Source organism: Microbacterium zouquanmingi, assembly GCF_052266695.1.
Classification (GTDB): Bacteria; Actinomycetota; Actinomycetes; order Actinomycetales; family Microbacteriaceae; genus Microbacterium.
Map to the genome: position 1 here is coordinate 412,581 of NZ_JBQPQZ010000002.1, position 24,692 is coordinate 437,272.

General features: G+C 65.7%; 22 protein-coding genes. 1 reads left to right on the forward strand and 21 read right to left on the reverse strand.

The features are described from left to right. Nucleotides 1-24: 24 nt before the first annotated feature. From ACTU6U_RS06170 to pyrR, 19 genes are all read right to left on the reverse strand, one after another. Nucleotides 25-615 (reverse strand): Trp biosynthesis-associated membrane protein, encoded by a 591-nt coding sequence (locus tag ACTU6U_RS06170; protein WP_443468279.1) that lies wholly within the window; start codon nucleotides 613-615, stop codon nucleotides 25-27. After that, on the reverse strand, nucleotides 612-968 hold the full coding sequence (gene hisI, locus ACTU6U_RS06175) for a phosphoribosyl-AMP cyclohydrolase (protein ID WP_443468280.1): 357 nt from the start codon (nucleotides 966-968) through the stop codon (nucleotides 612-614). Before hisI ends, ACTU6U_RS06170 begins: the two co-directional genes overlap by 4 nt. Next, nucleotides 965-1,726 (reverse strand): imidazole glycerol phosphate synthase subunit HisF, encoded by a 762-nt coding sequence (gene hisF, locus ACTU6U_RS06180; protein ID WP_443468281.1) that lies wholly within the window; start codon nucleotides 1,724-1,726, stop codon nucleotides 965-967. The genes hisI and hisF overlap by 4 nt, the downstream gene beginning before the upstream one ends. Next, nucleotides 1,726-2,565, reverse strand: a complete 840-nt coding sequence (gene hisG, locus ACTU6U_RS06185) for an ATP phosphoribosyltransferase (RefSeq protein ID WP_443468282.1) — start codon at nucleotides 2,563-2,565, stop codon at nucleotides 1,726-1,728. The genes hisF and hisG overlap by 1 nt, the downstream gene beginning before the upstream one ends. A 38-nt stretch (nucleotides 2,566-2,603) precedes the next feature. Further along, nucleotides 2,604-2,867, reverse strand: coding sequence for a phosphoribosyl-ATP diphosphatase (locus ACTU6U_RS06190; RefSeq protein ID WP_417511882.1), 264 nt, complete (start codon nucleotides 2,865-2,867; stop codon nucleotides 2,604-2,606). After that, entirely contained in the window at nucleotides 2,864-3,544 is a 681-nt protein-coding gene (gene rpe, locus ACTU6U_RS06195; protein ID WP_443468283.1) for a ribulose-phosphate 3-epimerase, read from the reverse strand. Before rpe ends, ACTU6U_RS06190 begins: the two co-directional genes overlap by 4 nt. 4 nt (nucleotides 3,545-3,548) lie before the next feature. Next, entirely contained in the window at nucleotides 3,549-4,907 is a 1,359-nt protein-coding gene (locus ACTU6U_RS06200) for an RsmB/NOP family class I SAM-dependent RNA methyltransferase (protein ID WP_443468284.1), read from the reverse strand. Between the two features lie 59 nt (nucleotides 4,908-4,966). Further along, nucleotides 4,967-5,884, reverse strand: coding sequence for a methionyl-tRNA formyltransferase (fmt, locus tag ACTU6U_RS06205; protein ID WP_443468285.1), 918 nt, complete (start codon nucleotides 5,882-5,884; stop codon nucleotides 4,967-4,969). 34 nt (nucleotides 5,885-5,918) lie between these two features. After that, entirely contained in the window at nucleotides 5,919-7,880 is a 1,962-nt protein-coding gene (locus ACTU6U_RS06210; protein WP_443468286.1) for a primosomal protein N' family DNA-binding protein, read from the reverse strand. 43 nt (nucleotides 7,881-7,923) lie between these two features. Next, entirely contained in the window at nucleotides 7,924-9,120 is a 1,197-nt protein-coding gene (gene metK / locus ACTU6U_RS06215) for a methionine adenosyltransferase (RefSeq protein WP_443468287.1), read from the reverse strand. A 14-nt stretch (nucleotides 9,121-9,134) separates the two neighbouring features. Continuing rightward, nucleotides 9,135-9,392, reverse strand: a complete 258-nt coding sequence (rpoZ, locus tag ACTU6U_RS06220; RefSeq protein WP_033107065.1) for a DNA-directed RNA polymerase subunit omega — start codon at nucleotides 9,390-9,392, stop codon at nucleotides 9,135-9,137. Between the two features lie 65 nt (nucleotides 9,393-9,457). Next, nucleotides 9,458-10,363, reverse strand: coding sequence for a guanylate kinase (gmk, locus tag ACTU6U_RS06225; protein WP_443468288.1), 906 nt, complete (start codon nucleotides 10,361-10,363; stop codon nucleotides 9,458-9,460). Then, on the reverse strand, nucleotides 10,356-11,216 hold the full coding sequence (pyrF, locus tag ACTU6U_RS06230) for an orotidine-5'-phosphate decarboxylase (RefSeq protein WP_443468289.1): 861 nt from the start codon (nucleotides 11,214-11,216) through the stop codon (nucleotides 10,356-10,358). Before pyrF ends, gmk begins: the two co-directional genes overlap by 8 nt. Beyond that, nucleotides 11,213-14,500, reverse strand: coding sequence for a carbamoyl-phosphate synthase large subunit (gene carB, locus ACTU6U_RS06235; RefSeq protein WP_443468290.1), 3,288 nt, complete (start codon nucleotides 14,498-14,500; stop codon nucleotides 11,213-11,215). Before carB ends, pyrF begins: the two co-directional genes overlap by 4 nt. Next, the gene (gene carA, locus ACTU6U_RS06240; protein WP_443468291.1) at nucleotides 14,500-15,651 is read right to left on the reverse strand and encodes a glutamine-hydrolyzing carbamoyl-phosphate synthase small subunit; all 1,152 of its coding nucleotides are present in this window, start codon (nucleotides 15,649-15,651) and stop codon (nucleotides 14,500-14,502) included. The genes carB and carA overlap by 1 nt, the downstream gene beginning before the upstream one ends. Then, a complete protein-coding gene (locus tag ACTU6U_RS06245; RefSeq protein WP_443468292.1) occupies nucleotides 15,648-16,157 on the reverse strand; it encodes a PH-like domain-containing protein in 510 nt (169 codons plus the stop codon). Before ACTU6U_RS06245 ends, carA begins: the two co-directional genes overlap by 4 nt. Then, nucleotides 16,154-17,458 carry a dihydroorotase gene (locus ACTU6U_RS06250; protein ID WP_443468293.1) on the reverse strand — a complete coding sequence of 435 codons (1,305 nt, stop codon included), beginning with the start codon at nucleotides 17,456-17,458 and terminating at the stop codon, nucleotides 16,154-16,156. Before ACTU6U_RS06250 ends, ACTU6U_RS06245 begins: the two co-directional genes overlap by 4 nt. Continuing rightward, nucleotides 17,455-18,420 (reverse strand): aspartate carbamoyltransferase catalytic subunit, encoded by a 966-nt coding sequence (locus tag ACTU6U_RS06255; RefSeq protein WP_443468294.1) that lies wholly within the window; start codon nucleotides 18,418-18,420, stop codon nucleotides 17,455-17,457. The genes ACTU6U_RS06250 and ACTU6U_RS06255 overlap by 4 nt, the downstream gene beginning before the upstream one ends. After that, nucleotides 18,417-18,947, reverse strand: a complete 531-nt coding sequence (pyrR, locus tag ACTU6U_RS06260) for a bifunctional pyr operon transcriptional regulator/uracil phosphoribosyltransferase PyrR (RefSeq protein ID WP_417511907.1) — start codon at nucleotides 18,945-18,947, stop codon at nucleotides 18,417-18,419. Before pyrR ends, ACTU6U_RS06255 begins: the two co-directional genes overlap by 4 nt. Before the next feature lie 107 nt (nucleotides 18,948-19,054). Between pyrR and ACTU6U_RS06265 the strand changes: the two genes are divergently transcribed. Continuing rightward, a complete protein-coding gene (locus ACTU6U_RS06265) occupies nucleotides 19,055-19,738 on the forward strand; it encodes a TMEM175 family protein (RefSeq protein ID WP_443468295.1) in 684 nt (227 codons plus the stop codon). A gap of 3 nt (nucleotides 19,739-19,741) precedes the next feature. Here ACTU6U_RS06265 and ACTU6U_RS06270 read toward each other — a convergent pair whose 3' ends face one another. Together ACTU6U_RS06270 and ACTU6U_RS06275 are read right to left on the reverse strand one after the other, a co-directional pair. Continuing rightward, a complete protein-coding gene (locus ACTU6U_RS06270) occupies nucleotides 19,742-21,319 on the reverse strand; it encodes a Rieske 2Fe-2S domain-containing protein (protein ID WP_443468296.1) in 1,578 nt (525 codons plus the stop codon). A gap of 78 nt (nucleotides 21,320-21,397) precedes the next feature. After that, a complete protein-coding gene (locus ACTU6U_RS06275; protein WP_443468297.1) occupies nucleotides 21,398-24,670 on the reverse strand; it encodes a DEAD/DEAH box helicase in 3,273 nt (1,090 codons plus the stop codon). Nucleotides 24,671-24,692: the final 22 nt, after the last annotated feature.

Below are 24,692 nucleotides of genomic sequence, written 5' to 3' on the forward strand. Positions count from 1 at the left end.
GTGGTTCAGTTCAGTCTATCGGTGTCATCGCGTGGGGTCGGAGCCACGCGACAGGTCGTCCCAGGAATCGATGGCATCGACTGGGCCGTCTTGCTCGTCGGGGAATGACTGATCCCTCTGGAACCGACGACCGCCGCGCTTCCACCGGTGTGCGGTGAGCAGAACGAAAATCGCGGTGACGATCAGGATCACCCAGCCGATCAGCGCAATCGTGGGCCAAGCGGATGGCTCGATAGCGGCGATCATGTCGGTCACTGTCGCCGTGCCCGCAAGGCCCGTGGTCTCAGTGACGGTCGGAGCGACAGCCGATACGGGCAAGGTGAAGAGGATCTCCCCGGTCCACCAGGTGAGAAGGACGCCTCCGAGCAGCGCGAGGCTTGCGAACACGTAGCGGAGCACCACTCCCACGAGGGTCAGCGCGGCGCCGATGGCCAGGATTGCGAGGCTCAACGGCGCGAGGAGTGCCATCGCATCAGCACCGGGCACGAGGATCGGCTCTGCGGCATCCGCTCGCGTCACGGTCAACCACGTCTGGGTGGACGAGATGATGCCGATGCCGCCGGCGAGCAGCAGACCGATGGCGGACACGCTGCGTCCGCGTTGTGCGATGCTCATTCGGTCACGCCATCGACCGCTTCGAGATCCGTCGCGTCGAAGCAGGTGCGTGTCCCGGTGTGGCAGGCGGGCCCCGTCTGGTCGACGAGCAGCAGAATGGCATCGCCGTCGCAGTCCAGACGCGCCTCATGAATTCGCTGGATGTTGCCAGAGGTATCGCCCTTGCGCCAGTACTCCCCACGAGAGCGGGACCAGTACGTCACCCGACCCGTGGTCAGGGTGCGGCGCAGCGCTTCCTCATCGAGCCAGGCGAGCATCAGCACTTCGTGGGTGTCCCACTGCTGCACGATCGCCGGTGCAAGGCCGTCGGAGTTCCAGACGACCTGGGCAATCCGCGTATCGATGTCGCTCACCTGACCAGAATCCCTTCTGCACGCATGGCGTCCTTCACATCCGCGACGGTCAGAGCGCCGGAGTGGAACACACTCGCAGCGAGCACGGCGTCAGCGCCCGCCTTGATGGCCGGGGCGAAGTCGGCAGCCGTGCCCGCACCGCCGGAAGCGATCACCGGGACCGACGAGACTTCACGCATCACGCGCACCAGTTCGAGGTCGAAACCGTCGCGTGTGCCGTCGGCGTCGATGGAGTTCACGAGCAGCTCCCCCGCACCGCGCTCGATGGCCTCACGCGCCCACTCCAGGGCATCGAGAGTAGTCTGCGTTCGCCCGCCGTGCGTCGTGACGACGAAACCGGATGCCGTCGCAGGTGCGCGCTTGACATCCAAGGAGAGCACGAGCACCTGCGCACCGAAGCGGTCGGCGATCTCACCTATGAGATCCGGGCGCGCGATTGCGGCGGAGTTCACGCCCACTTTGTCGGCGCCGACACCCTGCAGGCGCGCGACGTCTTCCACGCTGCGCACTCCGCCACCGACGGTGAGAGGGACGAACACGTTCTCGGCGGTGCGCTGCACCACGTCGTACGTCGTAGAACGATCATCGACAGTGGCGGTGACATCGAGGAAGGTGATCTCGTCAGCGCCTTGAGCGGCGTAGTGAGAAGCAAGTTCGACAGGGTCGCCCATATCGCGGAGGTTCTCGAAGTTGACGCCCTTCACGACGCGGCCGGCTGCGACGTCGAGACACGGAATGACGCGACTTGTGAGTGTCATCAGAGCCGCGCAGCTTCGATCGCCGTGACGAGCAGGGCCCGCGCACCCAGCGCGTACAGATCGTCCATCACCTTGTTGATGCCCTTGCGCGGCAACATGACGCGAACGGCCACCCACGTTGGGTCCTGCAGCGGCGAGATCGTCGGCGACTCCTCGCCCGGCGTGATCTCTGTCGCCTCGTCGACCTTGTCTGCGGGGAGGTCGTAGTCCAGAAGAACGTAACGTTGGGCGACGATGACACCGCGCAAGCGCCGAAGCAGCTTCTCGGTGCCGTCCACATCGCCAGGACGGCTGATCAGCACAGCCTCTGATTCGATGATCACCGGGCCGAAGATCTCCAGCCCCGCCTGGCGCAGCGTAGTGCCCGTCTCGACGACGTCGGCGATGGCGTCTGCCACGCCCAGCTGTACAGCGGATTCAACCGCGCCATCCAGCGGCACCAGCGTTGCCTCGACACCCTGTTCCCGAAGGAACGCGTCGACGAGACCGGGATATGCCGAGGCGATGCGGACGCCAGCAAGGTCGTCGATCGTGGAGAACTTGCCGGCGGGAGCAGCGAAGCGGAAGGTCGAGCGGGCGAAGCCGAGGGCTTCGATCTCGCGAGCCTGCTGCGGAACATCACGCAGCAGATCACGGCCGGTGACGCCGACGTCGAGCGCACCCGATGCCACGTAGGTGGCGATGTCGCGGGGACGCAGGAAGAAGAACTCGACGTCATTCGCTTCATCGATGACGTGCAGAGTCTTGGAATCTCGGCGGCCGGCGTAGCCGGCCTCGGCGAGCATCTCGGCGGCGGTCTCGGCGAGCGAGCCTTTATTGGGAACAGCAATGCGCAACATTAGAGAACTTTCAGATCAGAGGAACGAGTCGGAGCGCTTCAGAGATGTCGATAGACGTCTTCGAGACTCAGACCCTTCGCCAGCATCATGACCTGAAGGTGGTACAGAAGCTGCGAGATCTCCTCCGCGGCCTCAGCATCCGACTCGTATTCCGCAGCCATCCACACCTCGGCGGCCTCTTCAACGATCTTCTTGCCGATCGTGTGCACGCCGGCATCGAGTTCTGCAATGGTGCGAGACCCCTCTGGGCGGGTCTCGGCCTTGGCGCTGAGCTCAGCGAACAGCTCGTCGAAAGTCTTCACGATTCAAGGCTAGCGGCTCGAGCGCGCTCTCGAAGCCCTGCGATGGCTGCCTCGACATCCTGTGCGCCGTATACGGCCGATCCTGCGACGAACGTGTCGGCACCGGCCTCTGCGGCCTCGGCGATCGTTGCGTCCGAGATGCCGCCGTCGACCTGGAACCAGGTTGCGGAGCCGCGGCGCCGGGCCTCGGCGACGAGGGCGCTCAGCTTCGGCATCGTCTCTGACATGAAGCCCTGTCCGCCGAAGCCCGGCTCGACCGTCATGACGAGCACCTGGTCGAACTCGTCGAGGATCTCGTAGAGGCGCTCACCCGCGGTTCCCGGCTTGATCGCGATCCCCGCCCGCGCACCGATATCGCGGAGCTTTCGAGCAAGTGCAACGGGGTCAGAGGCCGCCTCAAGGTGGAACGTCACGCTGGCCGCGCCGATCTCGGCATATTCGGGAGCCCACCGATCGGGGTCGGTGATCATGAGGTGCACATCGAGTGGGATGGGGCTGGTCGCCTGGACGCGTTCGACCATCTGCGGACCGAAGGTGAGGTTGGGGACGAAGTGGTTGTCCATGACATCGACGTGCACGAAGTCGGCGGTCGCGATGCGCGCGAGGTCGGCCTGCATGTTCACGAAGTCAGCCGAAAGGATGCTGGGGTTGATGCGTGGTGCGTCAGGAAGACTCATGAGGTCACTCTCCAGTCGGTTTGCGCTGCAGGAGCGCGAGGAACATGGCGTCGGTGCCGTGGCGGTGCGGCCACAGCTGCACGTGTCCGGCGTCATTGGACGCGAGGTCGATCGGACTCTTCACGACGCCTGACAACACGGCCGCGGCATCCAGCTCGATGACATCGTCGCGCGTGCGGATGACCTCGGAGACGATGCCTGAAGTCTCTGCAAGGTGCGGCGAGCATGTGACATACGCGACGATGCCGCCGGGGGTGAGCGCATCCAGCGCGCCAGAAAGCAGCTGCGCTTGAAGCGGGGCGAGCTCGGCGACATCAGCCGGGGATTTTCGCCACCGGGCTTCAGGACGACGACGGAGTGCACCGAGACCCGTGCACGGCGCGTCGACGAGGATGCGATCGAAACGGCCAGGATTCGCGGCGGTGAGTTCGCGCCCGTCCTGCTCATGCACGACGACCTCGCCGGGAACGGCCTTGAGGGCGCCACGCACGAGGCCCGCCCTTGCCGGGATGACCTCATTGGCTTCGAGCGAGACGTCATGCTGGTGGGCGATCGCGGCGAGGAGAGCGGTTTTGCCCCCGGGCCCGGCACACAGGTCGAGCCAGTGCTCGCCTGTTCGGATCGGTGCCGCCGCGGCCAGAGCCAGGGCGACCAGCTGCGAGCCCTCGTCCTGCACACGGATGGTTCCGCCTGAACCGCTGATGACACGGTGCGGGTCGCCACCGGGCGACCCGAATGCCGTCGGTGCGTAGGGGCGCAGCGGTTCTGCGGGCTCCGCGAGCCCCGGCAGGGCGACCAAGGTCACCTCTGGCGACACGTTGTCGGCTTCGAGGAGCGACTCGAGCTCATCGGCGCGTCCTTCTGCCGTGAGAGACCTGCGCAGCGCACGGATGATCCACACCGGATGCGCGGTTCGCAGCCCGAGGCGCTCGTCGTCCGAGCGGGCGCCGTTCTCGATCCGCTCCTGCCACTCGCCGGGAGTGTCGCGAGAGATGCTCCTGAGCACCGCGTTCGTGAAGCCCGCAGGCCCCCGCCCGACCTCAGCGGCGACGAGATTCACGGACTCGTTGACCGCGGCGTGGGAGGCGACACGCGTAGCGAGCAGCTGGTGCGTGGCCAGCCGAAGCGCATCGAGCACCGCGGGGTCGATCTCTTCGATCGTGCGACCGGCGGCAGAGGCGATGATGGCGTCGTATGTGCCGCGGCGGCGCAGCGTGCCATAGGTGAGTTCAGTGGCAAGCCCTGCATCCTGCGGGCTGAGAGAGGCCGCGGTGATCGCGGAAGGCAGAACGAGGTTGGCGTAAGCGTCCGATTCGCTCACCGCACGCAATACGTCGTATGCAACGCGACGCGCTGGTTGCACGTGCCGCGTCGGTGCCGAACCGCCCCGCTCGCGGCGGGCGGGGCGACCAGTCTGACCGTTCACTCGCCGGCCCGCATCGTGTCATCGGCACGGAGACCGCGCCACCAATCAGTGGCGTTCATCGCCTGCTTTCCTGCGGGTTGAACTCGAGTGACAGCGAGCGGCTGCGTCCCGGTGCCAATCAGCAACGCCGTCTTCGTCGGGGCTATCCCGCCCGGTGCCACAGCGCTCTCGTCAGAGCGCGACGCCTCAAGGATCTTCACCTGCAGTCCGCCGATGCTCGTGTGGGCTCCCGGCTCCGGGGTGACACCGCGGAACCTTGCGAAGACCTGCTCGAGCGGCTGATTCCAGTCGAGAGCACCGTCGGCGAACTCCAGCTTCGCAGCCGAGGTGGGCTCCCCCTGCTGCGCAATCGCGACGGCGGTGCCGTCAGCGATACCTCGGACGACGTCTGCCATCAGCCCCGCACCATCGTGAGCGAGCACGTCCAGCGCAACATCGGCCGTGGCATCGGGGGCGACATCGACCGTCCGTGCAGCGAAGACATCACCTGCATCGAGCGCGGGCACGAGCTGGAACACACTCGCACCGAGCGCGGCGTCACCGGCGATCAGTGCGCGCTGTACTGGAGCAGCCCCGCGCCACTGCGGAAGGATCGAGAAATGCAGATTGATCCAGCCGTGGGCCGGGATGGACAGCAGCGGCTCACGCACAAGTCCGCCGTACGCGACGATGACGCCGAGCTCTGGCTTCAGCGCGGCGATACGCGCCGTGACATCCTCATCGAGGCGCACTGCTTTGATGATCGGCAGACCGAGCTCCTCGGCGGCCTGGGCAACCGGCGAGGGAGTAAGAACGCGCTTGCGGCCCAGTGGAGCATCCGGCCGGGTGATCACCGCGGCCATGTCGTGCACTTCTGCGAGGGCGCGCAGTGTCGGTATGGCAGCCGTTGGTGTGCCGGCGAAGACGAGACGCATGAATGTACTCCGGAAGAAGCTCGAGGGAAGGGGCTCAAAGCTCAGGATCGAGCATATCGAGACGGACGGAAAGCGGGATGCGGTTGCTCTGTCCTCGGCCGCGGCGACGTTTGACCGCCTCAGCGACGACAGCACCACGAAGGCGGCTGGCGACGGCGGCTCCAGCGGCGTACTCGAATCGAACGAGTGCGCGCACACGGCCGTCGTCGTGCGTGACCGAAGCGGGGTCGACTTCGATCGGAACCGGGCCGAGCACGGCTCCCGGTGGCAGGGGGATCTCGTCGAGAATCTCCAGCGCGCGGGAGACGGAGGCCGGTTGACCTTCGACCAGCGCTACCCGTGTCGCGGGCGGAAGATGCAGCGGCGCACGGCTCTCCAGCTCGGAGCGGGCGTACCCGGCCTGAGTCCAGGTGGCCAGGGCTCGGCCTGTCGGGCCATCCACCCCCACCAGATGAATCGGTGCGCCCGGCGCTGCGAGAGCAGCTGCGTTCGACCACCAGCGAAGGCAGGACTCTCCGATGCGCAGATCAGGGGCCTGCAGCATCCGCACACCGTCTAGAAGAAGGACGGCGCGATAACCGCCCTCAGCGATCGGCTCTGCGCCTCGCGTCGCGACCACGAGCGCAGGTTTGTCCGACACCGCTTCGACGGGGTGCGCGCCGTCCGCCACGATCACGCGGACGCCGGGGAAAGCACGACCCAGCTCATCTGCCGTGCGTTCACTGCCGGATGCAGCCAGACGCAGCTGCGCTGACGAGCACGACGGGCACTTCCAGGCGCCTGCGGACCGGCCGCACCATCCGCACACCGGGACCGCGCCACGGTGGGCCGCCCCCAGTGGGCCGCCGCAGTGCGCACATCGGGCCGGCGCGCGGCACTCGGCGCAGACGAGCGTCGGAGCAAAGCCGGGCCGGGCGACCTGCACGAGCACTGGCCCTTCCTCGGTCGCCTTTCGCGCCGCCACGAAGGCTCCGGAGTGCACTCGCTGTGCGGGCTGCTCCATGTCTTGGGGGCTGCTGAGAATGACTCGCGGGAGCACACGCCGTGCGGCGCGAACGTCGGTCAGCCAACCGAGCTGCACGAGCCTTTCGACGTCGCTGGTGCGGGTATGGCCTGCGAACAGCAGCGCAGATCTCTCCTGCTCCTGACGTAGCAGCATCGCGTCCCGGCTGTGCACGTAGGGGGCGAGCGGCTCGCTGTACAGCGGATCGCCGTCGTCCCAGATGGCAACCAGCCCTGCGCGAACGGGGGCGTACACGGCAGAGCGATTGCCGACCACGATGCAGGGGGCGTCTTCGAGGGTCCGCAGGAAGCCGCGATACCGATCGGGATTGGTCTGCCTCGAGTCATACCGGACGATAGTTCCCGCAGGGACCAGCTCCTCCAGGGCAGCGAGCAGACGATCGAGGTCACGATGGTCGGGGACGGCGATGATCGTGGATGCTCCGGATGCGAGCATCCGCGTCGCGGCAGCCGCGAGCAGCTGTGTCCAGCGCGGCGTCGTCGCCTCCATACCCGGAATCGCTTCTACCGCTGCGCGTCCGCCCTCGTCGATGACAGCGACGAGTCCGTCGTACTCGCCGAGAACGGCATCGGCGCGAGCAGTCGACTCTTCGTCAGGCTCCGCCGCGACGGCGTCTGCCTTCCAGGCCTTCTCGACGCGCACCTGGCGCTTGGGAATCACGAGGCGCAGAATGTCGGACGCTGAGCCGACAGCACGATCCGCCACACGACGCGCAAGCCGGTAAAGGCGTTCCGGCAGCACCGGAACCTGCGAGACAACGCTGTCGAGGGTGGACAGCGCTCGCGATGCGTCGTCTTCTTCGGCGATCTCGACGACGTAGGCATCGACCATGCGCCCTGCGGTGCGCAACGGCACGCGAACCCGGACGCCGATCGGGACGTCGCCGAATTCGTCGAGCAGAACGTAGTCGAAGAGGCGATCGAGCTGCGGGAGCGGAGAGTCCAGGAGCACTCGCGCGATCCGTCGGGTCACCGGGGCGCTCCTCGAGTGCACGGGCTCGCCCCGCGCCTGGACATCAGAGTCCCGCGGCGCGACGCAGTTCGTCAGCGCGGTCGGTGCGCTCCCAGGTGAAGTCGGGAAGCTCACGGCCAAAGTGGCCGTACGCCGCCGTCTGCCTGTAGATCGGGCGAAGGAGGTCAAGCTGCTCGATGATCGCCTGCGGTCGGAGGTCGAAGACCTCGCGGATCGCATTGGTGATCACCTCTTCCGACACCTTGCCGGTTCCGAACGTCTCGACATAGAGCCCGACGGGGCGTGCGACGCCGATCGCGTATGCGACCTGTACCTCGAGGCGGTCGGCAAGACCTGCCGCAACGGCATTCTTCGCGACCCAGCGCATAGCGTAGGCGCCGGACCGGTCGACCTTCGACGGGTCCTTGCCGCTGAATGCGCCGCCGCCGTGGCGAGCTGCTCCGCCGTACGTGTCGATGATGATCTTGCGTCCGGTGAGGCCGGCATCACCCTTGGGTCCGCCGGTGACGAACGGGCCTGCGGGGTTGATGAAGTAACGATCGTCCGAAGGCATCTCGAGACCGGTGTTCTCAAGAACCGGGTCGATGACCAGGCGGCGCACCTGCTCGGTGAGCTCGCTCTGCGAGATGTCGGGGTGGTGCTGGGTGGAGAGCACCACCCCGTCGATCGTCTTGGGGACGAAGCCCTCGTAGCCGAGCGTGACCTGGGTCTTGCCGTCAGGGCGCAGGAAGCCCAGTTCGCCAGAGCGGCGCACCGCGGTCAGCCGCTCGGCGATGCGATGCGCGGTGTGTCCGGCCATCGGCATCAGTTCGGGCGTCTCGATGGTCGCGAAGCCGAACATGATGCCCTGGTCGCCAGCACCCAACCCGTCGAGCGCATCGCTGGAGCTGCCGTCTCGGTGCTCCTGAGCGAGGTCGACACCGTGCGCGATATCGGTGGACTGCTCCCCCACTGAAATGCTCACGCCGCACGAGTCGCCATCGAAGCCTGTCTCGCTCGAGGTGTAACCGATCCCGTTGACGACCTCGCGGACGATCGTGGGGATGTCGACGTACGCCTCGGTGCGGATCTCGCCGGCCACGTGAACCAGTCCTGTGGTGACAAGGGTCTCCACAGCAACACGCGAAGCAGGATCTTTGGCGATCAGGCCGTCGAGGATGCTGTCCGAGATCTGGTCGCAGATCTTGTCGGGGTGGCCTTCGGTGACGGACTCAGAGGTGAAAAGGCGCAGCGCGCTCATCGAGGAAGCAGCCTTCACTCAGCGTGGCGAAGGCGCAGCTTGTCCTCGTTGATCTCGTGGAGCGCGATGGTGAGCGGCTTGTCCTCGACGGACGAGTCGACCAGCGGTCCGACGTTGTCGAACAGGTTGCCCTCGTGGAGATCCGCGTAGTAGTCGTTGATCTGACGCGCGCGCTTGGACGCGTAGATGACCAGTTCGTACTTGGACTCAACGCGGTCGAGCAGGTTGTCGATAGGCGGATCGATGATGCCCTTGGTGTGGTGTCCGGCCATGGTGGGACCTCCAGATCAGGCGACGGGTTCGTCGCGAAGTCGAATCGGCGGGCACGCTAAAGCGTTCAGCGCGCGGTCGCCTCAGACAATTCTACGACCTCGCGAGCTGCTGCGGCGACGTCCTCGTTCACAATGCGGTAATCGAACTCGCTCTGAGCAGCCAATTCGACCTTCGCAGTGCGCAGCCTGCGGGTGCGTTCCTCTTCATCCTCGGTGCCGCGCCCGATCAGACGCTGCACCAGTTCATCCCATGATGGCGGGAGCAGGAAGATGAGAGTTGCCGACGGCTCAGCCGCGCGAACCTGCCTGGCACCCTGCAGGTCGATCTCCAGCAGCACGGTCTTCCCTTCGGCCAGCGCGGTGTCGATCGGTGCGCGAGGAGTGCCGTAGCGGGACTTGTTGTGGACGACCGCGTACTCGAGCAGCTGCCCGTCTGCGATCAGCCGATCGAACTCGCTGTCGTCGACGAAGTAGTAGTGCACTCCATCGATCTCGCCCGGGCGCGACGGCCGTGTCGTCGCGGATACCGAGAGATGGATCTCCGGATGATTCGCTCGGATGTGTGCGGCGACGGTGCCCTTGCCGACGGCGGTGGGGCCGGCGAGGACGAGCAACCGGCTGCGACCTGCGCGCGGCACGGGCTCGGGAAAGCGCTCGTCGAGCCAGCAGGTGAGGCTCGCGCGCTGACGCACTCCGAGACCGCCGAGTCGCTTGACTGGAGCGATCTCGAGGTCAGCGAGGATGCGGTCGCGCTTTCCCACGCCGATCGCGGGAAGAGCGACCAGGAAGTCCGTGATCCGCATGGAGCCGGCGACAGAATCAGCGTCCTCGAAGGCGCGAGCCGCGGCAGTCTGCGGGGTGATGACGCGCATCGTGAGGTCGCGCTTGAGCGACGCGCGTGCGCGCCGACGCTCGACCGCGCGACGTGCGGCAGCAGCACGGTCCACTTCTGGCACGGTTCGTTCAGACATCGAGAGCCTTCCGGTAGTCAGCGACGCGTGCGTCGATTGCCGATGCCAGGCCATCGGGGCCAGCCGAGAGGATACTCCGGCTCTCAGACGCGATCACAGTCGGCGATGCTGCGCCGAAACGGCGCTGCAGTTCGGCGGGCTCAGCGCCCTGTGCGCCGAAACCGGGACCGAGGATGGGGGCGGCTGGAGTGAACGGGGTGAGCCCCGCATCCGTCCAGTCCACCGTGGCTCCGATGACGAAGCCGAGACTCCCCCACTGTCCTGCAGGCGTGCTGGTGGCATTGCGGGCGCTGACCTCTTCGACGATCTGCGCAGAGACTGTCTGCGACTGCGACGTCTGAGAGCGCTGCACGCCCAGTGCTTCGGGGTTGCTGGTCGCGGCGAGGACAAACACGCCCTTGCCGTGTGTCTCTGCCAGCGAGAAGGTGCCGTCGAGAGCGCCGACACCGAGGTAGGGGCTGACGGTCAATGCGTCGGCCTCCAGCGGCGAACCCGGAGTGAGCCAGGCCGCCGCGTACGCGTCCATGGTCGTTCCGATATCGCCGCGCTTCGCGTCGGCGATCACGATGAGGTCGCTCCTCCGCGCAGCATCCAGGACATCCTCGAGAGCCGCGAAGCCCGCCGAGCCGAAACGTTCAAAGAACGACACCTGCGGCTTCACAAATCCGACGCGACCAGCCGCGGCATTCACGGTGCGCATGCCGAACTGACGCACGCCAGACGCCGACTCGTCCAGTCCCCACGCGCGCAGAAGAGCGGCATGCGGATCGACACCGACGCAGAGCGGGCCGTATTCGGAGAGCGCGTGCCGGACGCGCTCACCGAATCGCGAACCGGTGTCCTCTTCGGTCACAGAGCCGCCTGCCGGTCGAGTGCGTACTCCTGCAGACTGCGCACATCGAAGCCGGTGTCGGCGGCGTCCATACCGCTCACCGCGGCGCCGAGCACGGCCATGGTCGTGAACAGTGCTTTATCTGCCGCGACTGCCGCTGCCCGGATCTCGTATCCGTCGGCACGTGCTGCGCCGCCGGACGGCGTGTTCACCACGATGTCGACCTGGCCGTTGTTGATGAGATCGACGATGTTCTCGCCGCCGTCCTGCTGAGTCTCGCTGTACTTGGCGACCACGGTGACCGCGATGCCATTGCGAGAGAGGATCTCAGCGGTACCCTCGGTGGCAACGAGCGTGAACCCGAGCTGCTGCAGACGGTGGGCTGGCAGGATGACGGCGCGCTTGTCTGCGTCTGCGACCGAGATGAACACGGTGCCCGAGGTCGGCATGCCGCCGTATGCGGCAGCCTGGCTCTTCGCGAACGCGGTCGGGAAGTCCTTGTCGATTCCCATGACCTCGCCGGTGGAGCGCATCTCGGGGCCCAGAACCGAGTCGACGATCTTGCCGTCCTTGGTCCGGAAGCGCTTGAAGGGCAGCACTGCTTCCTTGACAGACACCGGTGCACCCAGCGGAACACGCGAGCCGTCGGATGCCGGGAGCATCCCCTCTTCCTTCAGCTCAGCGATCGTGGCGCCGACCATGATGCGGCTGGCGGCCTTGGCCATCGGTATCCCCAGGGCCTTCGACACGAACGGAACGGTGCGGCTGGCACGAGGGTTCGCCTCGATGACGTAGAGCACGCCGGCGCTGATGGCGAACTGCACGTTCAGCAGCCCGCGCACTCCCACGCCCTCGGCGATCGCGAGCGTCGCCACACGAATACGGTCGACGTCACTGCGGCCCAGTGAGATCGGCGGCAGGGTGCAGCTCGAGTCACCGGAGTGGATGCCGGCCTCTTCGAGGTGTTCCATGACTCCGCCGATGTACAGCTCCTCGCCGTCGTAGAGCGCGTCGACATCCAGCTCGATCGCGTCGTCGAGGAAGCGGTCGACCAGTAGCGGGGTGCCGGGGCCGACAATGACCTCGCCGGCGGTGCGCACGAAGTAGTCGCGCAGGCTCGGGGTGTCGTAGACGATCTCCATGCCGCGTCCGCCGAGCACGAAGCTCGGGCGCACGAGCACCGGGTAGCCGATGTCTTCTGCGATGGCCACCGCTTCGTCGACGTCGATCGCCGTGCCGTGACGCGGTGCGACGAGGTCAGCGCGACCCAGCAGCTGCGAGAAGAGCTCGCGCTCCTCTGCGATGTCGATGGCCTCGGGGCTCGTGCCGAGCACGGGGTATCCCGCAGCCTCGATGCCCTTCGCAAGGCCCAGGGGCGTCTGTCCGCCGAGCTGGCAGACGACGCCGAGGATCGTGCCGCTGGCGGCCTCTGCATCGAGCACCTCGAGGACGTCCTCGAGAGTCAGCGGCTCGAAATACAGCCGATCCGAGGTGTCGTAGTCGGTCGAGACGGTCTCGGGGTTGCAATTGACCATGACGGTCTCGTACCCGGCATCCGACAGCGCGAAGGATGCGTGCACGCACGAGTAGTCGAACTCGACGCCCTGACCGATGCGGTTCGGACCCGATCCGATGATGACGACCTTGGTGCGATCCGAGGGCGCGACCTCCGTCTCGAAGTCGTAGCTCGAGTAGTGATACGGCGTCAATGCCGGGAACTCGCCCGCGCACGTGTCGACCGTCTTGTACACCGGGCGGATGCCGAGTCCGTGGCGGACGCCGCGGACCTCAGCCTCGGTGATGCCGCGCAGCTGCGCGAGCTGGGCGTCGGAGAAGCCGTGCTCCTTCGCGTGGCGGATGATCTCGGCATCGAACTCGCCCGCGGTGCGGACAGTCTCTGCCACCTCGTTGATGAGGACCATCTGGTCGATGAACCACGGGTCGATCGCGGTCGCCTCGAACGCCTGCTCGATCGTCGCGCCCTTGCGCAGCGCCTGCTGCAGAACGACGATGCGGCCGTCCGTCGGGGTCTTCGAGATCTCGAGCAGTTCTTCGAGAGAACGGCTCTCTTCAGCCCAGTGGAAGCTCGAACCGCGCTTCTCGAGTGAACGCAGCGCCTTCTGCAGAGCAGTTGAGTAGTTGCGGCCGATCGCCATGGCCTCGCCGACGGACTTCATGGTCGTCGTCAGAGTCGCGTCTGCTGCCGGGAACTTCTCGAACGCGAAGCGCGGAACCTTCACCACGACGTAGTCGAGCGTCGGCTCGAAGCTCGCTGGCGTCACCCCGGTGATGTCGTTCGGAATCTCGTCGAGCGTGTAGCCCAGCGCGAGCTTGGCTGCGAGCTTGGCAATGGGGAATCCGGTCGCCTTCGATGCCAGTGCACTCGAACGCGAGACGCGCGGGTTCATCTCGATGACGATGATTCGGCCGTTGCTCGGGTCGACCGCGAACTGGATGTTGCAGCCACCGGTGTCGACGCCGACGGCGCGGATGATGTCGATGCCGATGTCACGCATCTTCTGGTATTCGCGGTCGGTGAGTGTGAGAGCCGGAGCGACCGTGATCGAGTCGCCGGTGTGCACGCCGACAGGGTCGACGTTCTCGATCGAGCAGACGACGACCGTGTTGTCGGCAGTGTCGCGCATGAGCTCGAGCTCGTACTCCTTCCAACCGAGGATCGATTCCTCGAGGAGCACTTCGGTGGTGGGTGAGTCGTGCAGACCTGCCCCGCCGATGCGGCGGAGGTCTTCCTCGTCGTAGGCGAAGCCCGAGCCGAGCCCGCCCATGGTGAAGCTCGGGCGCACGACCAGTGGGTAGCCGAGAGTCTCGGCGCCGGTAATGAGTTCATCCATGGTGTGGCAGATGACGGATGCTGCGACGTCTGCGCCCGCCTCGAGGACGAGCTCCTTGAAGATCTGGCGGTCTTCACCCTTGTTGATCGCCTCGAAGTTCGCACCGATGAGCTCGATGTCGTACTTCTCGAGGATCCCGTGGTTGTGGAGCTCGATGGCCGCATTCAGCGCCGTCTGTCCGCCGAGGGTCGGGAGGATCGCGTCGGGCTTCTCCTTCGCGATGATCGTCTCGATGACCTGCCATGTGATGGGCTCGATGTAGGTCGCGTCTGCGAAGTCGGGGTCGGTCATGATCGTGGCGGGGTTGGAGTTCACGAGGATGACGCGTACGCCCTCTTCACGCAGCACGCGGCACGCCTGGGTGCCGGAGTAGTCGAATTCACAGGCCTGGCCGATGACGATCGGGCCGGAGCCGATGACGAGCACGGAGTTGATGTCGCTGCGCTTTGGCATTACTTGGCGCCCTTCTGCGTGGAGATGACCAGCTCTGCGAAGCGGTCGAAAAGATAGTTGGCGTCGTGCGGACCGGCTGCGGCCTCAGGGTGGTACTGCACCGAGAAGGCCGGGATCTCGAGGGCACGCAGCCCCTCGACGACGTTGTCGTTCAAGCCGATGTGGCTGACCTCCACCTTGCCGTAGCCGTTCGGGCTGTCGAAGGTGCCCTCCAGCGGCGCGTCCACAGCGAAGCCGTGGTTGTGTGCGGTGATCTCGATCTTGCCGGTGGTCTTGTCGAGCACGGGCTGATTGATGCCGCGGTGACCGAACGGCAGCTTGTAGGTGCCGAGGCCGAGCGCACGCCCGAGCAGCTGGTTGCCGAAGCAGATGCCGAAGAACGGCAGGCCCGCATCGAGCACGGCGCGAAGAATCGCGACGTGATCATCGGATGCCGACGGGTCGCCTGGACCGTTCGAGTAGAAGACCGCAACGGGGTCGATTGCGCGAATGTCTTCGATTGTGGAGCTCTGCGGCAGCACATGGACCTCGAAACCGCGAGCGGCGAGATTGTCGATCGTGGCCTGCTTGACGCCGAGATCGAGCACTGCGAGGTTGCCGATGCGCTCCCCGATCGCGGTGGTGATGGTGGCGACGTCGACCGAGACCTGTGCGGAGAGGTTCTGGCCACTCATCTCCGGTGCTTCCTGCACGAGTCGAAGCTGTTCAGCGGCGTCGAGCGCGGCTGCTTGGCCCGAGAAGATGCCGCCGCGCATGGAACCGGCCGAACGGATGCGGCGAGTGACCGCACGGGTGTCGATCCCGCTGATGCCGACGATGCCGTCCTGAACGAGCACGTCGTCCAGTGAAGTGTTCGCACGCCAGTTGGAGACCACTCGTGAGGGGTCGCGCACGATGTAGCCGGCAACCCAGATACGGTGCGACTCGGCGTCTTCATCGTTCATCCCGGTGTTGCCGATGTGCGGCGCCGTCTGCAGAACGATCTGTCCTGCGTAGGACGGGTCGGTGATGGTCTCCTGGTAGCCCGACATCCCCGTGGCGAAGACGACTTCGCCGAGGGTCGTGCCGACCGCGCCGTATGCGCGGCCTGCGTAGCGGGTGCCGTCTTCGAGAACGAGAACGGCGGGTATCAATGCGTGTGAGCTGGTCAAGACGTGGCTCCTGAGTCGTGTGCGGGGGTGAGCCGCTGCAGTTCTGAGATAAGAGTGTCTGGGGTGCTGGTGGCACTGCGCAGATAGGAATCGACCACGGTGTCGGCGTCCGCGCGCCACGCGATTCGGACGAGGCCACCAGGCTCGACCACACGATCGATGGTGACGGTGGCTCGGTCGACCCCGTAGAGCCTGTCCTTCGGGAGGAAGACTGTCGGCGATCCGTCCAGGCACAGGGCGATCCCGCGGTCTGTCACCGCGAGTTCGCCGCGGGCGCGGTAGGCCAGCGGCGTTATCGCGAGTCGCTCGAGCGGCTGGTCGTGACGCGTTGTCGACACATACAGCACTTCGTAGCGGCTGGTGATCTCGGCGTGCTCTGGCACCCCGAGCGGGGCCGTGTAGATCGAGTCTCGCCGCAACCGTCGCCGCCAGGCGAACAGCATTGCAATCAGCGCGATGACGGCGAGGGCGATCGTGATGGCGACGGCGATATCGCGCATGCTCATCGGTTCAGCTCCGGCACGACTTCGCCATCTGCCACAGTGACGACGCCGTGGTGGATCGTCCACTGCACGCGACCTGGGAGTTCACGGCCCAGGTACGGCGAGTTCTGGCTGCGTCCATGCAGATCCGCAGCGGTGAACTCCCCCGCGACGCTCTGGTCATACAGCGTGATCTGGGCCGGCTGTCCCACCGCGAGCGGCGTGCCGTGTCCGGAGATCATTCCGATGCGTGCGGGCGCGGCGCTCATCACGCGTGCGACATCAGCCCAGTCGAGCTGACCTGTCTGCACCATCGCCTGGTGCACGACCCGAAGGGCGCTCTCCAGACCGACCATGCCGTTGGCCGCCGCCTGCCATTCGCAGGCCTTGTTCTCGGAAGGGTGCGGTGCGTGGTCGGTCGCGACGATGTCGATGGTTCCGTCGGCGAGTCCTTCGCGCACGGCGAGCACATCTTCTTCGCGGCGCAGCGGCGGGTTCACCTTGTAGCGTGCGTCGTATCCGCGAACGAGCTCATCCGTCAGCAACAGGTGGTGCGGGGTCACTTCAGCCGTGACGTTGACGCCCCGCTTCTTCGCCCAGCGAATGATGTCGACCGATCCGGCGGTCGAGAGGTGACAGACGTGCAACCGGGAGCCGACGTGCTCGGCGAGGAGCACGTCGCGAGCGATGATCGACTCCTCGGCGACGGCTGGCCAACCGGTGAGACCGAGCTCAGCTGACACGGTGCCCTCGTTCATCTGGGCGCCCTCGGTGAGTCGAGGGTCTTGCGCGTGCTGAGCGATCACGCCGCCGAAGGACTTCACGTACTCCAGCGCACGGCGCATGATCAGTGGATCGAAGACGCAGAACCCGTCATCGCTGAACACCCGCACCTTGGCGCGCGAATTCGCCATGGCTCCGAGCTCGGCGAGGCGTTCGCCCCTCTGCCCGATGGTCACGGCGCCGATCGGCTGCACTGTGGCGTAACCAGCTGCTTCGCCGAGCGCGAGCTCCTGCTCGACGACGCCGGCTGAATCGGCGACCGGCTCAGTGTTGGGCATGGCGAAGACAGCGGTGAATCCACCGGCTGCAGCGGCCCTGGTGCCGGTCAGGATGGTTTCGGATGCTTCGTAGCCCGGCTCGCGCAGGTGCGTGTGCAGATCGACAAGACCCGGCAGTGCGACGAGTCCGTCGGCGTCGATGACACGAGCGCCGTCGCGGCTGACGCCGGTGCCGAGCTCGGTGATGATTCCGTCTTCGACGCGGATATCTGCGGCGTTCTCGCCGAGCATCCGAGCTCCGGTGATCACGAGGGTCTCGCTCACAGGTCTCTCCCTCGTTCCTCGATACGTTCTCCTGCCAGCAGCAGGTACAGCACAGCCATCCGCACGGACACACCATTGGTGACCTGCTCGAGTACGGTCGAGCGCGGTGAATCCGCAGCTTCGGACGAGATCTCGAGCCCACGGTTCATCGGTCCGGGGTGCATCACAATGCTATCGTCCGGAAGGGCCGCCGCGCGCACGGCGTCCAATCCCCACGTGCGGGAATACTCCCGCTCACTGGGGAAATATGCTGCGTTCATCCTTTCGAGCTGGATGCGCAGCATCATGACGGCATCCGGGCCATCGGCAAGGGCATCGTCGAGCGAGTATTTCACCTGAACCGGCCACTCCGAGATGTTCTGCGGGATCAGCGTCGGCGGGGAGACCAGAGTCACTTCAGCACCGAGAGTGGCGAGCAGCCAGACGTTCGACCGGGCGACACGGGAGTGCAGCACATCGCCGACGATCACGACCCGCACACCAGACAGGTCGCGCCCGCGGCTCTCTGCGCCGAATCGACGCTTGCGGATTGTGAAGGCATCCAGCAGAGCCTGCGTCGGATGCTCGTGGGTACCGTCGCCGGCGTTCACGACGCCAGCGGAGATCCACCCGCTCGTCGCGAGCGTGCGCGGAGCTCCGGAGGCCGAGTGGCGGATGACCACGGCATCCGCTCCCATCGCCTGCAGCGTCTGTGCGGTGTCCTTCAGGCTCTCGCCCTTGGAGACGCTTGACCCCTTCGCCGCGAAGTTGATGACATCGGCCGAGAGGCGCTTGGCTGCTGCTTCGAAGGAGATGCGCGTGCGCGTGGAGTCCTCGAAGAAGAGGTTCACGACCGTCTTGCCGCGAAGCGTGGGGAGCTTCTTGACTTCGCGGGACTGCGTGTCCGACATGTCTTCGGCGACGTCGAGGATGCGCAGCGCGGTGGTGCGATCGAGTGTCTTGGTGTCGAGAAGGTGTCTCATTCGCCGATCGTCACCTCATCGATGCCGTCGTTCTCGCTGAGACGGACGTTGACGCGCTCGGTGCGTGCCGACGGAATGTTCTTGCCGACGAAGTCAGGGCGGATCGGCAGCTCGCGGTGGCCGCGATCGACGAGGATGGCCAGACGCACCACCGCGGGTCGTCCGATCGACTGAATGGCATCAAGGGCGGCACGGATGCTGCGCCCGGAGAAGAGCACATCGTCGACAAGGACGACAGTTCTCCCGTCGATGCCGCCGGAGGGGATCTCGGTGGGCTGCGGAGACCGCGTCGGATGCTGCGCGAGGTCATCCCGGAACAGCGTGACGTCGAGAGATCCGACGGGAATCTCGGTCTGCGTAATCGAAGTGATCAGCGCTCCCAGACGCGCAGCCAGAGCGACGCCGCGCGTGGGGATGCCCAACAGCACCAGATCGGCCGGGCCCTTGTTCGACTCGAGGATCTCATGGGCGATGCGGGTCAGAGCCCGCGAGATATCGGCTTGCTGCAGCACAGTGCGTGCGTTCATCAGCCGCTCCCTTCTCCGCCTCTCTGGACGGTGTTAAAGGTTGCTTGCGCTGCCCATTCTACCGGTTTCGGTTGCCCCGCCGCACACGCTGGTGCCACGCTGTGGGCATGAGCGATGACGCTGACCCCGCACCTGTGGCCCGGCGTGCGCGGGTGGATACGGTCGACGCGACGGATTCGATGCCGTTCAGCCGTGGTGTCTCACTCTTCGACGCGGTCTATGGCTTCGCCATGACGCTCCTGATCGCAAACGTCGATCCCCCGCCGGAAGAGGCGTGGGAGAGTCTCGATGCGCTGATGGCATCCGGGGCATCGACCCAGTTCCTGGGCTTCGCGTTGAGTTTCGTCGTCATCGCCGTCGTCTGGCGCGCCAACGTCCGGCTCATGCGCCGACTCTCAGGCATGGACGGTCCGGTCACAGCGCTGAATCTGCTGACGACAGCCCTCGTGATCATCATCGCCTTCACGACACAGGGCATCAGCGACCCGGTGACGACCGAGCTCGCCCTGCCCACAGCGCTGTATGCGCTGAACATCGCCGCGGTCTCATCGTCGCAGGTCCTCATGTATCAGGTAGCCCGTGCGCGCGGGCTCGAGGATCCGCGCCGCACGAACCGCCAGAACCGTTTCGAGCTTCTCGCGGCTCTCACCACCCCTGTGGTGTTCCTCGCATCGGTTCCGGTTGCGCTATTCGTCGATGCGAACACCGCCAAACTGACCTGGTTGATCCTCGTCGTACTGAACCCGCTCGCGGGAATCTTCGTTCAGCGCAGGACGGCGGATGACCGCTGAGTCTCAGGCGTCCAGCCGCAGTGCGTCCTCGGTGACCGGACAGTGCTCGGCGCGGATCTCGTGACCGGTGGTCGTCAGGCACTTGCCCGTCTTCAGATCCCACTTCCAGTCGTGCATGCTGCACGTGAGAACGCCGTCTTCGTCGACCTTTCCGGTCTTCGTCAGGTCAGCGCGCAGGTGCGGGCAACGACGCTGCACGACCCAATCGCCGACTTGGGCATCCTCAGTCTGGTCGGTCTGCTCGGAGTACCAGTTCTCGACGTACTCGATGCGATCCACCGACAGGCACTTGAGGAACGTGGTGAGGAACTCGTTGAACTTGCCGCTTCGTCCCACCGAGAACTGCATCGACAGGAAGATCGAGTTGGACCAGTCGATCTCGTGGTCCCGGATGTTCGTGGAGACGAGGTCAGCGGGGAGCGTGTACCAGTAGATGCACTCCTCCCCCGCGTATTCACGCACCTTGGCCTTGGGGAAGTCGACGACCATATCGAGGTCGCCGATGCGGAATCGCACGCAGCCGCCCACACCGAGACGGATGGTGCGGGACTTCTTCAGCAGCGGCTCCCACCATGCCTTGAGCGCGGCAAGGATCTCTCCTGCCGGCAGCGGTTCGGCGCGCTCTGCGACTTCATCGCGGATCTCCTGCTGGCGACTGGCGCGCTGAGCCTCCAGGTAGGTCCACTTGTCGTCGAAGATGCTGTCGATCTCGTCCTGCGTGTACAGCGTCTGCTCGATCGAGACCAGTTCACGGTTCTCGAGCGTCACGACGGTTCCCGGAACGAACAGGCGTCCGTCGTACTGCGGGGCAAGCTCGTTCATGTGCGTGATGAACTGCTTCTGATCGGTGAAGATCGAATCGTCGTTCTGGCCGTAGCCGTTGTACTGGAACAACTCATCGCGCAGGAACATCGGCGGGCCTGCCATCGGGAACACCACCGGCGCATCGACCTTCTCGACGTAGTACATCGCGCGCTTGTTCTGCGCATCGCGCTTGAGGCGTGCGAAGTTCTGCTTGGCGTCCTGCGGGAGGTCGTAGGCCATCGGCCACCAGATGGCTCCGGAGGTCTGAGTGAAGTACGCGTCGGGCTTGCCGAAGCTCAGAAGCCGCTCGAGATCGAGAGGGTGCGAGTCGTTCTGGTTGAGAATCGAAGCGGTGCCGTCATCAACGCTGAGCGATGAGTCGCCGATCGGACCGTCGCTGGGCGCGCGCAGTGGCGTGATCATGATCTTCAGCTCGCCGCGTTCGATCACTTCTCCGGCTGGTGCGTAGGTGATGTTGGTGTAGCCCAGAGCCCGAATGTCCTGCTCGAGGTCATCGATGGGGTACTCCGGCAGCAGGACTTCGATGTCGCGGCGGATGAAACGCTGCAGAAGCTTCGGGTCGAAGTGATCGCGGTGCCGGTGGGAGATGTACAGGAAGTCGGCTTCACGGCCGAGTCTCTCCCAGTCGAGCCCACGGTTGTCAGGGAAGGGGAACCAGGAGCCGAAGAACGACGGGCCCACGACGGGGTCGCAGATGATGTTTCCGCCGAGTGTCTCGATGAACATCCCGGCGTGGCCGAGTCCTGTGATCCGCATTGCGCTCCTCCTGCTGTGGACACCACGATTCTACCTGTGGGGCCCTTGGCGCCGACCCAGCGGGGCCGGGTAAATGCCCTACCCCTCGAACAGCCCGCGGATGTCGTCGGCTGTCAGCGATTGCGCGAAAAGCGCCTCATCGTCCATCACCGCGGTGAACAGGCGGGCTTTGCGTTGTTGAAGGGCCAGCACCTTCTCTTCGATCGTGCCCGTGGAGATCATCCGATAGACCATGACGGGCCTGTGCTGGCCGATGCGATGCGTGCGATCTATGGCCTGCGCTTCTGCCGCAGGGTTCCACCAGGGATCGAGCATGAAGACGTAGTCGGCCTCTGTGAGCGTGAGACCGAACCCGCCTGATTTGAGGCTGATGAGGAAGACCGGCTGTTCGCCCTTGCGGAACCCGTCGATCACCTGACGACGATTGCGGGTAGAGCCATCGAGATATGCGAACGGGATGCCAGCCTGCTGCAGCCGGTCCGCGGCAATCTTGAGGAATGAGGTGAACTGGCTGAAGACCAGCGCGCGATGCCCCTCGGCGTGCAACTCGATCACCCGCTCGATGAGGGTGTCGATCTTTCGGGAGCCGACATGCGCATCTGCTTCGTCGACCAGTCCGGGAGCCAGGCTGAGCATGCGCAGCATCGTGAGAGAGCGGAATACGATGAACCTGTTCCGATCAAGGTCCTGCAGGAGCCCGAGCACCTTCTGCCGCTCGCGCTGCAGCACGGTGTCGTACAGCACGCGATGCGGAGCGCTGAGCTCAACGTGCAGCAGCTGCTCCTGCTTCTCCGGGAGGTCGGTGGCCACAAGCTCCTTGGTGCGGCGCAGCATCAGAGGCCGAATGCGGCGGCGCAACCGCTCGAGCCGTCGCTGGCGGTACTCGCTGCCCTCTTCGTTCTCGGGCACTTTGCCCTTCTCGATCGGTTGGATGTAGTCCTGACGAAACTTTCGGGCGGAGGCGAACAGCCCGGGGGCGGTGAGCTTCAGCAGCGCCCACAGGTCGCTGAGACTGTTCTCCATCGGCGTTCCGGTCACGGCGAACGTCACGCGCGCGGGGATGGATGCCACCGCTCTGTGCTGTTTCGTCGACGCGTTCTTCACGAACTGTGCTTCATCGAGCACGAGCACAGCCCACTCGGTCGACGCGTACTCTTCGGCGTCGAGTCGCACGAGCGTGTAGGACGTGACCACGATGTCGCCCTCGCGGGCGAGCTCTTCGACTGACGAACGGCGTCGCGCCAGTGTGCCGTCGACCACGTGCACGCTCAGCGATGGGGCGAACCTCGCCGCCTCGTCTTGCCAGGTTGCCTGCACCGAGGTCGGCGCGACGACGAGAAACGGTCGCTTCTCCCCCGTTGCGCGTGCGTGCAGCATCAGGGTGAGCAGCTGGATCGTCTTCCCAAGGCCCATGTCATCGGCGAGGATGCCGCCGAGGTGGTGCTCCCAGAGAAAAGCAAGCCAGTCGAAACCGGCCTTCTGATATGTGCGGAGCTCGGCCTTCAGCGAATCGGGAAGCGCGGTGGGGGGCACCCCGGTCGCGTCGCGCAGCCCCTCGGCAGTCGCGCGCCACGTCGTGGACGGAATCGCTTCGTCAGCGAGGTCCTCGAACTCTTCCCAGAGATCGGTCTGGTACCGGCTGATGCGCGGCGCCGTCTCCCACTCGGTGAGATCAGTCGCCTCATCGATGAGCTCCCGCAGCGCATCAAGCGCCGGATGCGCGAGTGAGAAATAGCTGCCGTCGATCAGCAGCAGCTTCGTGCGCCGCATGCTCAGGGCAGTGAACAGCGGCGCGAACGGGATGCTGCGGCCATCGATCCTGACGAGGATGCCGAGGTCGAACCAGTCCGGATCAGCGCTCTCCACCGTGGAGACCGTGATCTCGGGCGCCCCGCTGAGCTCGTGATAGTTCTTCGCTCTGCCTGTCCGCACCACCGATACGCCCTGCTCCTGCAGCCCCGGCACGATGTGCGTGGCGAACTCAGCGGCATCGACATCGTGCAACGTGCCGGTGGCCTGGAACTGCACGCCAGTGACGCGCTCCCAGATCTTCTCGAGCGCGTCGCGGCCGGATTGTTCGCGCACGTCGTCGCGCACGGCGTCGGAGGTCGCAGTGAGCGGATACCTGCCGTATCCCTGGTAGGTCCACTCGAATGCGTAGTCGATTCGGTCCCGCGGGTGGTGCGCCACCACGAGGGTCGGAGCCGGCACCGGCATGACCGGAAGCTCTACTGCCCCGACCGTGTGCACCGGTACACGTCGCGCGAGCGCGGGGTACGCATCGTGAAGGAAAGCGCCCTCCTCTGCGGCAGGAACGACGAGTGTCGACCGCGCGGTGAGCAGCGCGTGAACGACGGGGCTCAGCGGTACCTCCGCAAGGGTCACGGTCGCTCTGCTGCCGGTTGGTTCGACGACGTAGATGCCGGTGTGTCCGATCGTGCGCACATGCGCAGCATCCGCGGGTCGATCGTCAAGAACGACATCGGCGGTGATCGAAAGATCTTCGCCGATGCGCTCGACTTGCGCTGCGACGGAGCCCGTGGAGGCGACCCCCACCTGGAAGCTCTTCTGAGCGGACACGAGTGGAATGCCCAGCCCGGCCGCCGCACGCAGGTGCGGCCAGAGCAGAGTCGACTGCACATGATCGAGCATGAGCCAGTCTCCCGCCGTTCCAGACAGCAGCGACTCGCGGGCGATGCTCAGGAGGTCGGCGAACCAGCGCAGTTGTTCGGGCCGGAACTGCGAACCTGGACGTCGGATCGCATCCCAGGAGGCCTGTCCCTGGATCCAGGCGCCCGTGGACTGGCTGCGCATGAGCGGACGCATTCCGAGCAGAAGCTCACCCCCGCCTTTGACGACGTCACGCACGGTCGCGGTGCGCATCGGACGCGGTGCCCACTGATGCACGCCCTTGTCTTCGCGATGGCGCACCTCGATACCGAGCGCCAACGAGGCAGCGTTGGAGGCTGGAGGTGAGGATTCGAGCAGGGTCCGCCAGCTCGGCTGACCGGGAACCTCTGAACCCGTGGCAGTCACAGTGGCAGGTGGCGAAGCCTCGACCTGGGCGTTGCTCACCAGGACGGTCGCGACGATGTGCTTGCAACCCGAGCGCACAGGGCAGTTGCAGGACGTCGATGCGACCGCCGCGGTCTCACGACCCGGTGTGACACGGATGACACAGTGATAGTCGGATTGCGCGGAGCCGCGCACGTCCGCTGAGAGCACCGAGAAGTCGTCGTTCCATCGGGAACGGTGCACCATGCCGTCGCGGGCATAAGCGCGCCCACGATCGAAGCTGCCGGCGTCCGTGAACCGCCGCAGCGCAGACAGATCTATCAGCGGTGCGGGCATACCGGGATCCTCCCGCGAACCA

Excerpts from the sequence above, each read along its gene's own strand:
- ACTU6U_RS06245 (WP_443468292.1), bottom strand. The coding sequence starts at position 16,157 with ATGAGCATGCGCGATATCGCCGTCGCCATCACGATCGCCCTCGCCGTC.
- pyrR (WP_417511907.1), bottom strand. The coding sequence starts at position 18,947 with ATGAACGCACGCACTGTGCTGCAGCAAGCCGATATCTCGCGGGCTCTG.
- ACTU6U_RS06255 (WP_443468294.1), bottom strand. The coding sequence starts at position 18,420 with ATGAGACACCTTCTCGACACCAAGACACTCGATCGCACCACCGCGCTG.
- ACTU6U_RS06275 (WP_443468297.1), bottom strand. The coding sequence starts at position 24,670 with ATGCCCGCACCGCTGATAGATCTGTCTGCGCTGCGGCGGTTCACGGAC.
- metK (WP_443468287.1), bottom strand. The coding sequence starts at position 9,120 with ATGAGCGCGCTGCGCCTTTTCACCTCTGAGTCCGTCACCGAAGGCCAC.
- fmt (WP_443468285.1), bottom strand. The coding sequence starts at position 5,884 with ATGCGTCTCGTCTTCGCCGGCACACCAACGGCTGCCATACCGACACTG.
- rpoZ (WP_033107065.1), bottom strand. The coding sequence starts at position 9,392 with ATGGCCGGACACCACACCAAGGGCATCATCGATCCGCCTATCGACAAC.
- rpe (WP_443468283.1), bottom strand. The coding sequence starts at position 3,544 with ATGAGTCTTCCTGACGCACCACGCATCAACCCCAGCATCCTTTCGGCT.
- hisG (WP_443468282.1), bottom strand. The coding sequence starts at position 2,565 with ATGTTGCGCATTGCTGTTCCCAATAAAGGCTCGCTCGCCGAGACCGCC.
- gmk (WP_443468288.1), bottom strand. The coding sequence starts at position 10,363 with ATGTCTGAACGAACCGTGCCAGAAGTGGACCGTGCTGCTGCCGCACGT.
- ACTU6U_RS06265 (WP_443468295.1), top strand. The coding sequence starts at position 19,055 with ATGAGCGATGACGCTGACCCCGCACCTGTGGCCCGGCGTGCGCGGGTG.
- ACTU6U_RS06170 (WP_443468279.1), bottom strand. The coding sequence starts at position 615 with ATGAGCATCGCACAACGCGGACGCAGCGTGTCCGCCATCGGTCTGCTG.
- hisF (WP_443468281.1), bottom strand. The coding sequence starts at position 1,726 with ATGACACTCACAAGTCGCGTCATTCCGTGTCTCGACGTCGCAGCCGGC.
- ACTU6U_RS06270 (WP_443468296.1), bottom strand. The coding sequence starts at position 21,319 with ATGCGGATCACAGGACTCGGCCACGCCGGGATGTTCATCGAGACACTC.
- carB (WP_443468290.1), bottom strand. The coding sequence starts at position 14,500 with ATGCCAAAGCGCAGCGACATCAACTCCGTGCTCGTCATCGGCTCCGGC.